General features: G+C 37.8%; 11 protein-coding genes. 5 read left to right on the forward strand and 6 right to left on the reverse strand.

Annotated features, from left to right (window positions below; all coding sequences use genetic code 11):
* Positions 1–82: 82 nt before the first annotated feature.
* The 3 genes from MWU84_RS16765 to MWU84_RS16775 all read right to left on the reverse strand — a co-directional run bounded on the left by MWU84_RS16765 (position 83) and on the right by MWU84_RS16775 (position 2853).
* On the reverse strand, positions 83–868 hold the full coding sequence (locus tag MWU84_RS16765; protein ID WP_246903843.1) for a patatin-like phospholipase family protein: 786 nt from the start codon (positions 866–868) through the stop codon (positions 83–85).
* Between the two features lie 406 nt (positions 869–1274).
* Positions 1275–1673, reverse strand: coding sequence for a DoxX family protein (locus MWU84_RS16770; protein WP_246903845.1), 399 nt, complete (start codon positions 1671–1673; stop codon positions 1275–1277).
* Between the two features lie 28 nt (positions 1674–1701).
* Entirely contained in the window at positions 1702–2853 is a 1152-nt protein-coding gene (locus tag MWU84_RS16775) for a DNA polymerase III subunit delta' (protein ID WP_246903972.1), read from the reverse strand.
* A 232-nt stretch (positions 2854–3085) separates the two neighbouring features.
* Between MWU84_RS16775 and MWU84_RS16780 the strand changes: the two genes are divergently transcribed.
* The 3 genes from MWU84_RS16780 (at position 3086) to MWU84_RS16790 (ending at position 7034) form a co-directional block, all read left to right on the forward strand.
* The gene (locus MWU84_RS16780; RefSeq protein WP_246903847.1) at positions 3086–4276 is read left to right on the forward strand and encodes a phosphoglycerate kinase; all 1191 of its coding nucleotides are present in this window, start codon (positions 3086–3088) and stop codon (positions 4274–4276) included.
* Between the two features lie 115 nt (positions 4277–4391).
* Positions 4392–6029: a LysM peptidoglycan-binding domain-containing protein gene (locus tag MWU84_RS16785; RefSeq protein ID WP_246903849.1), complete on the forward strand. Its 1638-nt coding sequence runs from the start codon at positions 4392–4394 to the stop codon at positions 6027–6029.
* Between the two features lie 12 nt (positions 6030–6041).
* Entirely contained in the window at positions 6042–7034 is a 993-nt protein-coding gene (locus MWU84_RS16790) for a DUF4837 family protein (RefSeq protein WP_246903851.1), read from the forward strand.
* Positions 7035–7267: 233 nt separating this feature from the next.
* Here the strand turns inward: MWU84_RS16790 and MWU84_RS24440 are convergent, their stop codons facing one another.
* The 3 genes from MWU84_RS24440 to MWU84_RS16800 all read right to left on the reverse strand — a co-directional run bounded on the left by MWU84_RS24440 (position 7268) and on the right by MWU84_RS16800 (position 11511).
* A complete protein-coding gene (locus tag MWU84_RS24440; protein ID WP_348647879.1) occupies positions 7268–7438 on the reverse strand; it encodes a DUF6747 family protein in 171 nt (56 codons plus the stop codon).
* 657 nt (positions 7439–8095) lie between these two features.
* Positions 8096–10744, reverse strand: coding sequence for an OmpA family protein (locus MWU84_RS16795; RefSeq protein ID WP_246903853.1), 2649 nt, complete (start codon positions 10742–10744; stop codon positions 8096–8098).
* 581 nt (positions 10745–11325) lie between these two features.
* The gene (locus tag MWU84_RS16800) at positions 11326–11511 is read right to left on the reverse strand and encodes a twin-arginine translocase TatA/TatE family subunit (protein ID WP_246903856.1); all 186 of its coding nucleotides are present in this window, start codon (positions 11509–11511) and stop codon (positions 11326–11328) included.
* 197 nt (positions 11512–11708) lie between these two features.
* Between MWU84_RS16800 and MWU84_RS16805 the strand changes: the two genes are divergently transcribed.
* Positions 11709–12578, forward strand: a complete 870-nt coding sequence (locus MWU84_RS16805; RefSeq protein ID WP_246903865.1) for a M23 family metallopeptidase — start codon at positions 11709–11711, stop codon at positions 12576–12578.
* A gap of 6 nt (positions 12579–12584) precedes the next feature.
* On the forward strand, positions 12585–14096 hold the full coding sequence (locus MWU84_RS16810; RefSeq protein WP_246903867.1) for a GH3 auxin-responsive promoter family protein: 1512 nt from the start codon (positions 12585–12587) through the stop codon (positions 14094–14096).
* Positions 14097–14108: the final 12 nt, after the last annotated feature.

Here is a 14108-nt window from a genome sequence, read left to right on the forward strand (position 1 = left end):
TTAGCAGTACACAGTAGGCAAAATTAAAAATTCTACATCCCTATTCGGAAATCAAGAAAAATTTGGACAACTGTGTCAAGTTTTAAGATACACTAAAAGTTTGTTCCATTAGCCTTACCGCATGTTCGTAACCAATGGAATAGGCTTTTTCGATTCCCTTTTTGTCCAGTATCCCAATAAGCTCCAAAGCTTTTGGTTCAAACAATAGATCGCATTTGTTTACTTTGTCCCTATTAATGGCGTATATCATTAAAGAAGTGGTTCTATTGGCCAGCTGTAAGGACGATTTTATCCCTTCCTTGGGAATTTCCCTGATTCCGGAAACATTACTCCCGATTACAAAATCTGATGTCGAGGCAACTTCATCATAGGGAAAATTGTTCATAATACCCCCATCAGCGTATAAGCGTCCCTGAATAGCAACGGGACTAAAAACAGGTGGTAAGGCCGCAGAGGCCAATAACGGTTTGATCAATTCCCCTTCAGAAAATATTTTTTCATCCCCCTTTTGCAAATCGGTAGCTACTACATAAAGTTTGCGCTTCAAGGACTCAAAGGTATTTCTCGGAAAATAATTTGAGAACAAATCGAAATACCTATCCGTGTCCAACAGGCCCGGTTTTAAAATAGTCATAAAATTATAGCGGAATAGCGGAGTTTCCTTAAAAAACTGAAGCATTTCGGAAACCGTGTTACCGTTGGCATACAAGGCTCCGATGAGGGCGCCTACACTAGTGCCCGAAACTGCATGGGTACTTATTCCAAATTCATTCAGCGCATGGATCATCCCTATATGAGCCATCCCTTTTACGCCTCCTCCGGATAAAACCAGCCCAACCGATTTTGATTCCAATTCCGATAAGTCCATTTCAATGGTTGTTTATAAAACCTGTTTACAGCATAAAATAATCGCCAAACATTGGATCAAAATTACCTATAACCCTTCGAACTTGAAAAAATTCAATCAAAATTGTACAATGTTTTACAAACTATCTGGTAGGTATCTTCCCTAAAGCCCGACCGTAATTTCCATTTAATTACTTTTCATCGATATCATATATCCCTAGATCCCATTTTCAGCACCCGAACCCCATCCTTAACCGACAATAAACCGACCAAGACGTATGTTCTGCCCTAATATAAGGAAATTCCAAAAAAGTAGTTTCTAAGGCGTAAAAGAATTGAAACCAGGGCTAATTATTCAAATTTATTCCATCGTTGCCCATTCCATTGAAAGACAGCACAATCAAAATCCAACACCAACATATCGGTGTTTAGGAATGTAGCAAAAACACTAGAAAAACAGCCGGCACAAAATAAATGGCTATGGTTCTTGCCCCATCGTAATCCTTTGCCATACGCTGCCCAAAAAGCAACATTAACAAAGCGAGACAAGACAGAATGGCTCCTACTTGGGCAATTGAGCCATCCCCCTCTGTGGTAAGTAAATAAAATCCTGTTGTGCAAAAAATAGCTGCCACCATTTCCGTTACCAGCACAGTCCCTAATAACAAGGGCACTATATTCTTAAAAGGTGTTTGGGAAAAATGCCCTGTTAACCATGATAAATTGCCCTTCCAATCCAAAATTTTATCCAATGCACTTTGAAAAAAAGTAATGATTAAAAAAAGAAGTAGAAGTAGTTCCGTAGGATAATTTAGTACGTTGGTCATACAATTAGTTTATAGTGATACCATTTATCTAGGCTGCTTTTTTGTGCAGCAATCGGGTTAATTTTATGGATAGATCCATCAGAATAAGTTTGGAATTACCATTTCTTTCAATGTGATAAATAGCGTCCTCCAATTCCTTCACAATGGAAAGAATATTATTTTCATGTACGAACGGCGCAAACTTTTCCAATTGAAATCCTTCGACATGAATCCTCATAAATGCCAATTCCCGGGTATTATAATTGATCAACAGCGCCTGCCTCATAACGGACATGCAGTAATTTAAAAACTTTTTTTGGGTTTCCCTACCCGTTTTGGCCACAACTTCGCTCCAAGAAATGAGATCATGGATCGCAGCTTTGTTGCCCTTGGCCTTAAAGGCGCTTCTAACCCATTGCACAAACCACTTCTCAAATACCAAATCCTCGGAATCGTTGTTCATGAAATCGAGGGCCTTATTGAAATTACCATTGGCTTCATGCGATATTCTATGGGCATCCTCCTTGGAAACTCCCCTGTCTATCAAGGCTTGTGAAATAGCCTCTTCTGCCAACCTAGGGAAATGTAATATTTGGCACCTAGATCGTATCGTCTGAATTATTTGTTCTTCATCCTCTGCGATTAAAATCAATACCGTTTTGTCCGGTGGCTCTTCTATCAATTTCAGAAGTTTGTTGGCTGTAGAGGTATTCATTTTCTCTGCCATCCAAATAATCAAAGCCTTATACCCACCTTCATAGGACTTAAGGGACAATTTTTTTACCACATCCTGGGCCTCATCTACACCGATCTGTCCCTGTTTATTTTCAATCCCTATTAATTTATACCAATCAAAGAGATTTCCATAGGGCTGTTCGGTTATGAATTGACGCCATTCCTCCAAATAATGGTCGCTTACAGCGTGACTTTTTACCTTGTCCGAATTTGACACTGGAAAGGCAAAATGCACATCCGGATGTGCCAAGGAGTTAAATTTGGCATTGCAGGCACTATTGCCATTATTATTTTCCCCCTCACTGTTGCCACAAAGTAAATACTGCACATAACACAAGGCCATAGGCAAGGTGCCACAGCCCTCTGGACCAACAAATAATTGGGCATGGGGAATGCGTCCTGCATCCGCGCTAGATACCAGATGATTTTTAATATGGGAAAGTCCTAAAATATCCTTGAATAGCATGGCCCAAATATAGCGGTTTTTTATCTGAAAATTAATTGTACGAGGTCTTTGGAAAATATAGGAATGCACGGCATTGATTTTTCGAAATGCAAGTTCAAATTTCCCCTGACCAGCAACCTGTTATAATTTTAAAACCAAAATTAGACCATTAGCCGGGCAAATAAATGGAATAGTCTCTTTAAACACTACCTATAAATCTTTACATTTGTCACTCTCTAAAAATAAGTGGCAAATGAAAACCATCAACGATTTTAATTTTAAAGGTAAAAAAGCATTAGTAAGGGTAGATTTTAATGTTCCATTGGACGCGGATTTTAATGTAACCGACGACAATAGAATTGAAGCTGCAAAACCCACTATAATCAAAATATTGGAAGATGGCGGAAGTGCCGTGTTAATGAGCCATTTAGGAAGGCCAAGCGGAAAAGTAAATCCGGATTTATCCCTTAAACATATCTGCAAAAAGGTATCTGAAGTGCTTGGGGTGACTGTAAAATTTTCAAAAGAAAGCACAGGTCCCGTAGCCGAAGCAGCTGTGGCTAATTTGAAGAGTGGCGAGGTCCTTTTGTTGGAAAACCTCAGATTTCATGCCGATGAAGAAAAAGGAGATAAGAATTTCGCACAGCAATTGTCCAAATTAGGTGATATATATGTAAATGATGCCTTTGGAACTGCGCATAGAGCCCATGCATCTACCACCATAATTGCCCAATTTTTTCCAGAAAAGAAATGTTTTGGATTCTTGTTGGCTAAAGAAATAGAAGCAATAGAAAAAGTAATGCGAACAGGTGAAAAACCGGTGACTGCTATTTTGGGAGGTGCCAAAGTATCCTCAAAAATTACGATTATCGAAAATATTCTGGATAAGGTAGACCATCTTATTATTGGCGGGGGAATGACCTATACCTTTGTTAAAGCCAAAGGCGGAAAGGTCGGGGATTCCATCTGTGAAGACGACAAAATGGAATTGGCCTTGGAAATACTTGAGCAAGCCAAGAAAAAAGGGGTAGAAGTTCATATCCCTGTAGATGTTTTGGCTGCGGACGACTTCAATAACAATGCCAATACTAAAATTGTAAATTCCAACGAAATTCCTGATGGTTGGCAAGGTTTGGATGCAGGACCTAAAACCTTGGAAATTTTTAAGGAAGTAATCCTAAAATCGAAAACAATTCTATGGAATGGGCCTATAGGAGTTTTTGAAATGGAAAGCTTCGCCAAGGGCACCATTGAAATCGGTAATTTTATTGATGAAGCCACTAAAAAAGGGGCCTTTTCATTGGTAGGCGGTGGAGATTCTGTTGCCGCTGTAAAACAATTTGGTTTTGAAGACAAGGTTAGTTATGTTTCTACTGGTGGAGGGGCCATGTTGGAAAGCCTTGAAGGTAAAACACTGCCGGGAATAGCAGCAATATTGGCCTAAATACACCGTTATATGGTATGGGTTAATCGATTTTTGATCTGCTTCTAAAAATTAAATTTTAAAGTTTAGAAAAAAATCACGATTTTAGTTTGCCCCGCTTAATAAAACAAACCTTATGAAAACATCCAGATATATTTTATTGGGCGTCTTGTCTATGGGTTTCTTGGTTACAGGCGTAGCACAGGAATTTGATTCGATCCCCAGCACCAAGCATGACCTTAAGGCCTTAAAGGCACAAGAAATTGCTGTGGATACCACAGCAATGGACATGGAAGGTGCCGAGCAAATGGAAACAATGGAAGCCAAGGATGATATCCAAGACAATCCCTTGCTTTTGGTTAAAGGTCAAAAAAAATACGATTTAAAAGACCGTCCTGAAACTGCCAGATTCGATAGCCTATGGATGAAGGAATTGTACGACAGTTCCTCTTTATTCGATTCCATTTATAATGAAATTACCTCCCTGGAAATAGATTCCGTATATCATTTTAACGTAGACACGGACACCTTAAAGGCCAGATTAAAAATCTTAAACCAAAAAACACCATTTAACATTGTTTACAATCCTTCTTTGGAAAATGTAATACGCTACTTTCTGACGCGTAAAAGGGATATGATGAGTAGGATGCTGACTATTAGCCAGTTCTATTTTCCCTTGTTCGAACAGGAATTGGACAATCAAAATGTGCCATTGGAACTTAAATATTTGGCCATTGTTGAATCGGCCTTAAATCCGAGGGCCCGCTCCAGGGTAGGCGCCACTGGGTTATGGCAATTTATGTACGGTACGGGTAAAATGTACGACTTGGATGTAAGCAGTTATGTTGATGAACGCAGCGACCCCATTAATTCTACCAAGGCGGCAAGCTTATATCTTAAAAAACTCCACGATATTTTTAATGATTGGGATTTGGCCCTAGCGGCTTATAATTCAGGGCCTGGTAACGTAAACAAGGCTATTAGAAGATCAGGAGGCTACAAGAATTACTGGAATATAAGAAGAAACCTTCCCAGGGAGACTGCCGGATATGTCCCTGCGTTTTTAGCTACCATGTATATTTTTGAATATGCCGAAGAACATGGATTTACAAGGCAAGTACCGGATCGTCCATATTTTGAGACCGATACAATACATGTGAAGAGCACGATCACCTTTAATCAAATTTCGGAATTGGTAGATGTGAGCGAAGAGGAATTGCTATTATTGAATCCCGCATACAAATTAAAGGTAATACCCTTTGTAAAGGGCAAGAATTATGCTCTTAGACTTCCTGTGGATGCGTTGGGGAAATTTGTAGCCAATGAGGAAGCAATCTATGCCCATGTCCAGAATCAACTCAAGTCCAAAGAAGAGCCCTTGCCACGAATAGTTCAATCCAAAGATCAAATAACATACAAGGTCCGCAGTGGTGATTTCCTAGGGAAAATTGCTGAAAGGTACGGAGTAGGAGTAAGTCAGATCAAAAATTGGAACGGCCTGCGCAGCAACAACCTTAGAATAGGACAAAGATTAACAATTTATCCAAGAAGAATTCCTTCAAACGTGAGTACTGCCAACACAGGCAAAAACTCAACAAATTCAGTGGCTGCGGCGGGTGCCAAGATACATACGGTTAAGAGCGGGGACTCCCTCTGGACCATTTCCAAAAAATATCCCGGAATTAGTATAGATAATTTACGAAAATGGAACGGTATTAGTGGTAATGACATAAAACCGGGCACAAAATTAAAATTGTGCGATTGTTCTTCGTAAATAAATAACTATATGAAAAAAATTGGCGCAGTAGTACTATTAATTTCTTTGATGATTGTCTCTTGTGGGGAAAGAGAAAAAAAGAAATATCTGCCAGAATCCATCGGTGCAATAAATTCCTTGGCCGTTGTAATGGAAAATGAGCTATGGGAAGGGAAAGTCGGAGACCGGGTAAGACAGCATTTTGCGGCGCCCGTTTTGGGTCTTTCTTGGGAGGAACCACTTTTTACCATTAATCAAATGCCCCCAAAAGTCTTTTCTGGATCTATATTACAAACCAGATCTGTACTATTTGTTGCCAAGGATACGTTGAGCCTTGGGCACATTAAAACTGATGTCTATTCAACTCCTCAAAAGGTAGGGGTCATAAAGGGAAGCACGGATGAAGAAATTATTTCGAATCTGGATGCCATGGCCGATGAGATCATTGAAGCCTTTAAAAAAGTTGAGATCCAGGAATCCCAAAAACGATTTTTAAAGTCGCTTAGCAAGGAAACGGTATTGAACGACAAGTTGGGCATAACATTATCCCTGCCCTCAATTTACACAGTAGGCAAACAGGAGAATAATTTTATTTGGATCGATAGACAGATTCAAAAAGGAAGTATGAACATCATAGCTTATGATATCCCCAATGATTATTTTAAGAACGACTCAACCTTTGTTAAAGATATAATATCAATGCGAGATTCTATAGGAAGGCAATATATTCCAGGCCCTGATGTGCCAGGTAAAATAACCTATATGATGACTGAAAAGGCTTTTGCCCCTTATGTCTTCCCTGTGGAGATTTCCGGTAGAAAGGCTGCTGAGGTTAGGGGAATATGGGAAATAAGCGGTTATCCTATGGCCGGACCTTTTCTAACCTATATTATCAACGATGATACAAATAATAGAAAAGTGATTATAGAAGGGTTTGTATTTGCTCCTGCTACTGAAAAAAGGGACGATATGTTCCAGCTTGAAGCCATTTTAAAAACAGTAAAGTTCTCGGACGTCAAATAATCCCAATTATCGACAATAGTATTACAGGGGCCTTATTAAGGCCCTTTTTTGCACCCAGTTTTCCCATTATATTGTTTGCATATAAAATTGATTGCTATACTCCACCTTTCCATGGAACACCATATTTAAGACGTGCCCCACTTTAACTTAAAAATGAACGATAAACATTCTAATGACCTTTAACCAAAAAACGCCCTCTCGGGCGTTTTCTGGTTTGGTTGGTTTGTATGGTTTTAATCGAAGGCGAAGCCCGTCGTAATTCTGAATATAAACGCATAGAGTACGATTAATAAACTCGCAAAACAAAACCAGCTCATTAGCTTAAAAAAGGATTTTGCAAAAGCATGACCTAGGTTTGTAAAGGCCTCTAAATAAATTTCTCGGATTAGTAGAACGTTTTTCATGATATTATGGTTTGGTTAAAAGGTTGGTTATTATACATATATAACTCAAAATCCGATAGTTAGGTATTTCATCGGACTTTTTTGTTGTAAATAGGTACTAAGACGTTGTGAAAATGGGTTTGACGATTGGATACACCCCTAATTGGGATGCCGCCACAAGCCTTACCAATTATCCAAAGTCCCACGAAAATGAACTAGTAGGATATTCTAGGTCCATAATGGGATAGAAAATCCAATGACCTAAGTAAAACAGTTAATCTGTTCAATGTCCACGATACAGGTTAGACTAACAGCTTGTCCTTTTTGCGAATCAGGATCAATTGTTGTCTTTGTGTAGCTTATCATTAGGCTAAAAGATAATTTCATAAGTTCCTTAAATAAATCATTAAATAATTTAAGATTATAGAAACCGACGAAGGAGGTCCATAAAATGTATATTCTTTGCTTGTCCAAAAAATGATCAGAACATAAAACGAATTACCCTGTGTTGTCATTTAGTCCAGACGCAACCTATGGGGAGAATCCCTATATAACGCGTTCGGGCGATCCATTAACAATACTTAATGGTATATTGGTAGGTTTTGTAAAAAACAAAAAGCCGCCTTTTCTAGATAGGAAAGGCGGCTATAGCTTAACTGATTAAGTCTAAGTCTCAAATTACATCTTTACTATTATAAACTCTGAACGCCTATTCAGTTCGTGTTTGTCCCTGCTACAGCGAACCCCATTTCCGCATTCATTGATTAAACGTTCCTCACCATACCCGATGGCGCTCTCAATACGGTCCGCAGAAATACCTTTGGAAATAAGATAGGCCCTTGTTGACTTGGCTCTTTTGTCCGATAGGTATTTATTGTAGACATCCGGACCTCTGGAATCGGTGTGGGATTCGATCTTTATCACCATATCCTTATACTCGGTCATGACGGCTACCAATTTATCAAGTTCCAAGGATGCGTCTTTTCTTATGTACGATTTATCAAAATCGAAGAAGATCATATCGGTTTTAAGCTTTTTAATACCGTCTTCAATTATTATTAGCTCTTTTAACTTCTTCATGGTCACCTCCACATTCACAACCTCATTCTCCTTAGTTTCGGCTGTTACCTCATTCTCAAAGAATTCGTTTTTGGTGGTTTTAATAGTGTACTTGGTATTTGAATCCAAATCCTCAAATACAAAGGAGCCGTCATCTTCAGTCACCATTTCTTTTAATTTTATATTATTCTCATCCAACAGGGTCACCAAGGCCTTGGGCATAAAATCGCCCGTAATCAATTCCGTAACTACACCAGAAATAGCATTCTTTACCACTTCTTCCAATACCAGTCTTTCAAAGGAATAAATATCATCGTCCCCTTTTCCGCCACGTCTATTGGAGGCAAAATATCCTTTTTGATCCTCTTCATTAACGATATATGAAAAATCATCCTTGTTACTGTTAATGGGCTGACCCATATTAATTACCTCTTTAAAACCTTCCTCATCATAAGCTACTTCGTATACATCCAGTCCTCCAAGTCCAACATGACCATTAGAGGCAAAGTATAACTTCTTATCATTGATAAAAGGAAACATTTCTTTCTGTTCAGTGTTAATTCCAGGTCCCAAATTCTTAGGTTCCGAATAACTCCCATTGTCCAAAACGTCTACCACAAATATATCCGTATCCCCAATGGTTCCCGGCATATCCGAAACGAAATATAGTTTTTTCCCATCTGGACTCAAAGCTGGATGTCCCGTAGAGTAGTCATCACTGTTAAAGGGTACTTCTTCAGCTTCCGTCCATTCCCCATCAATTTTCTTGGATACATATATTTTTAAATGGTTAACTCCGTTTTTGTCCCTTTTTAGTTTTTTACCATAATTATTTCTAGTGAAATACATGGTTGAATTATCCGGAGTAAAGGTTACTGATGCTTCGTGATACTTGGAATTTATTTTCTTTGAAAACCTAATCGCGGCCTTTAAATCCTGGGATTCCTTATTTACTTTAGAGACATATAGGTCCAAGTAAGGTTGGTTATTCCACTTATACCGTCTGGTACTAAAAATGGAGGAGTCTTTGGCCGATGCAAATACTATTTCGTCTTCATTGTAGAACATGGGCGAAAACTCTGAATACTTGGTATTTATGGCCAAGTTTTTAAGTCCAAATTTAAGTTCCATATTTAGAATTTTGTCCAAGACGGCTTCTTTTTTGCCCGCCTTAAAATCCAATTTAGAACCCACATTACCTTGCTCCACCTGCTTGTCGTAAAGACGCATCATTCTCTTGGATTTGGAATATTTACCGGTACCCTTTAAGGTATGGGCATATTTAAAAATTTGATCAGGAGACACTTCCTCTTCATATCTTTCAAATATGATATTGTAATAATAATAGGCCCGCTCCATATTCGTATTGTAATAATGGGAGTCTCCAGCCTTTTGAAGAATTTCCAGGGAATAATTGTTGGCGTCTTTATTAAGTGCCTCCTCATATAGTTCGGCAGCTTCTGCATACCACATTTTGTTAAAGTATTCATCCGCTTTTTTAATTAACCTTGCCGAATTGGCATTTATTTTATTCTTTGAATTAGCTTCCTTACCCTTCATATTCACTATATCACCTTCCTCAACTGGACTCAGCATATCATAAGTCACTTCTTCTAAGGATAATTCCTCTTTGGGCGTAGTATTATTGGTTTTCGGCTCGGGTTTTTCATCTTGATCTGGAGTTTTAACCCCTTTGGGATAATCCTTTACCTCTTGATCTGAGTTATTATCCATTGCTGTTTTGGGTAAAGGCAAATTTGAAACAATGCCATTCCCATTTATCTCAAGTTTCTTGGATTTTCCACCATTATCCACGTTCATTAACCAAAATGGATCGGTATAAGTACCATCCAACTTGGAATTACAAGCCGCTATAGCGCTATCCAATGTATCATATCTACTCAAATAAACATAGTTGAGACCATTACTAGGATTACTAATATATCCTGCAGCAAAACCCTTAACCTTTAATTTCTGTGCCAGATTTTGAACATTTCCCAAATCGGAGAATACTCCAGATACAATATAAAAGCCTTCATCCGCTCCATTTATATTTTTAAATGTTCTGCTTTTTATGTGGTTTGCCACAGCCCTCTTTCTAAACATTTCAGGGGTAACCCGAGCATTAGAAGACTTAGGTACTTTACTGGTGCTTAGATCTATATCCGAAAACCGTTTATCCATATCGGAGGCAACGTTATTCCTAATTCCTTGGGCACTGCCAATAAGAGCAAGAAAGAGCAAGCAGGCTGTTAGAAGTTGTTTCATGTTTATTCTATTAAAAATCTTGGGGGTCTAATATTCTAAAAATATAATGGCATATGTAATATTCATCATTAACTTCACTAGGAAACTACAAATACCTTATATTTTATTACCAACGCTAAAACTAGAGCGGTTAGTGCCGCGAAAAAATTATTTGTTGTGAATCCACTGTTTTCAATGGTGTAACATGCTTTTAATGGGATTTATTGGGCATTTAGTAGAATAGTATTGTAGTGCATTGAAAAGGAAATGACCTAAGGAAATACGCATTTAAATATATCCCAAAACTCAAAGATTAGGTTTATAATGTCTACTTCTTTGGTAGATGAACACACAAAAAAATGGATTGCTTGTACAAAATGGATTAAAATTCCAAATGGTATTTTATGGTTTTGTGTAAAAATGAAGAACGAACTCTTTATACACAAGAAATGCCATGCATCGAAAAAAGAAACAGGGAATTAAACTATATTATAATTCCGGTGAAGAGAACTTATTTAATAAGAATATTTAATTTGGACATATGTATAAACAAAAAAACATCTACACAGCGGTAGATGTCCTTTGTATAAGTAAAATATAATCTATTTTTCTTTTTTCTCTTCCAATTTATCGTCGTCTTTGGAAGCATCTTTAAATTCCTTAATGCCGCTTCCCAATCCACGCATCAATTCCGGAATTTTTTTCCCTCCAAATAATAATAAGACGATGGCCACTACCAAAGCTATTTGCATTGGTCCTATGGCTAAAAATGTGTTTAAAGTTATCATGGTATAATAATTTAAGAACAACAAAGGTACTAAAAAAGATGTTAGAATGCTGTTAATTTTAACGCCTATAATATATTTTAATTATTCTAAATTAGAATATATTTCTTAATAGATACTTTTGCAGAGCAATAATTGTTTAAAATCAAATTCAAAAATAAAGGATTTAAAGTTAAATAGTAACCTTATCTTTGTTCATTATGGCCAAAAAGGTAAAGAAAAGAAAGGAAATTAAGCAGAAACTTTTGCATAAGTATCGTCTGGTAATTTTGAATGAAAGTACCTTTGAGGAAAAAATTTCATTTAAGCTAAGCAGAATGAATGTTTTTGTGACCGGATCCCTGTTCATCATTGGGTTGATCGGCTTCACCATTTTACTAATAGCCTTTACTCCATTAAGGGAATATATACCAGGATACTCTTCCACTAAATTGAAGCGGCAAGCTACAGAGCTTACTTATAGGACGGATTCCTTGGTGGCAACCTTAAACTATACCAATAGGTATTTAGATAATATTAGAAAAGTACTTAGAGGTGATGTAGAGAATAACGAAATCAACAGGGATTCGTTATTTGAGCAATACAAATTGGATCCATCCACCATAGATTTAACCCCTATAAAAGAAGATTCTTTATTAAGGGAGCAGGTAGCTTTGGAAGATAAATACAATTTGTTCGAAAGAAACATTAACAATTCCGGGCAGGTTCTGTTTTCTCCCCTTAGTGGAACTGTATCCCAGGGTTTTGATGCTGAAAACAAACATTTTGCCGTGGATGTAGTTGCCCCAAAGGACAGTCCAATTAAAGCTGTGGCCAATGGTACGGTAGTTTTTGCCGAATGGACAGCGCAAACGGGTTATGTGATCATACTAGAGCATGTGGACGGACTTTTAAGTGTTTATAAACATAATGGTGCATTAAATAAAGGACAGGGAGATGTAGTAAGGTCAGGAGAGGTTATTGCTTCGGTAGGAAATACAGGGGAGTTGACCACAGGACCACACCTTCACTTTGAACTTTGGAGTAATGGCAGCCCAATCAATCCATTAGATTTTATAGATTTTAAATAAAATTAAATGAGTTTAAAATCAATTGCAGCAAAAATATTTGCCAAGAATATCGCAAAGAAAACTGCCAAATGGGTAAATAATCCCATTGAAACCCAAGAAAAAGTATTTAAGTCACTCATTAGGGAAGCAAAAAATACCGACTTTGGTAAGGATCACAATTTTTCACAGATAAAATCGCATTCCGACTTCGCCAACAACGTTCCCATAAGGGATTATGAGGAATTAAAGGGTTATGTGGAAAAAGTGGTTGCCGGGCAATTGGATATACTATGGCCAGGCAAACCGGCTTATTTTGCCAAGACCTCTGGAACCACCTCAGGAGTAAAATACATCCCCATTACCCACGAATCCATAAAATATCAAATTGAAGCTTCGCGAAATGCCATTTTAAACTACATCCATGAAACTGGAAATGCGGATTTCGTAGACGGCAAAATGATATTTCTTCAAGGAAGTCCGGAAATGAAGGAAAAAAATGGGATTAAGATTGGTAGATTATCCGGAATATCTGCCCACTATGTTCCCAATTATCTGCAAAAAAACAGATTGCCAAGTTGGGAGACGAATTGTATTGAAGATTGGGATACCAAAGTGAATAAAATTGTAGGGGAAACAGTGAACCAAAACATGACGGTGATTGCGGGGATACCTTCCTGGGTTCAAATGTATTTTGAAAAGCTGAATGCAAAGACGGACAAAAAAATAGGAGATCTCTTCAAAAATTTTCAGCTCTTCATTTACGGCGGGGTAAACTATGAGCCTTATCGCGCAAAATTTGAAAATCTCATCGGCCGTCGAGTGGACAGCATAGAACTATTCCCTGCCAGTGAGGGATTCTTCGCCTACCAAAATTCGCAAAAGGAACAAGGAATGCTTCTGTTATTGAATTCGGGTATTTTTTACGAGTTTGTTAAGGCTGATGAATTCTTTGTTGAAAACCCTAAAAGAATTACCCTAAACGATGTTGAATTGGGCGTTAACTATGTGATGATCATCTCTACCAATGCCGGTCTCTGGGGATACAATTTAGGGGATACCATTCAGTTTATTTCTGTAAAACCCTTTAAAATAGTAGTTTCCGGAAGAATTAAACATTTTATATCCGCCTTTGGGGAGCATGTTATAGGTAAGGAGGTTGAAGAGGCAATGAAACAAGCTATAGCAGCAACCGATGCCCGGATAAACGAATTTACAGTAGCACCACAAATCAATCCGGAAGAAAAGGAACTTCCCTATCATGAATGGCTGATCGAATTTGAACACCCCCCATCAGACATCAAAAAATTCATCAGTATATTGGATTCCGCCCTACAAAAACAGAACAGTTATTATTTTGATCTAATTGAAGGGAAAATTCTTCAAACTTTAAAAATTACCCAAATAAAAAAAGACGGATTTCAAGAATATATGAAGTCTATTGGAAAGTTGGGAGGACAGAATAAAGTGCAGCGTTTATCCAACGATAGAAAAGTAGCCGATGGATTAAGAAGCTGGTCAATAATTAAAAACTCACAATAATACCGACTATTA

The organism is Arenibacter sp. F20364 (assembly GCF_023015905.1).
GTDB lineage: Bacteria > Bacteroidota > Bacteroidia > Flavobacteriales > Flavobacteriaceae > Arenibacter.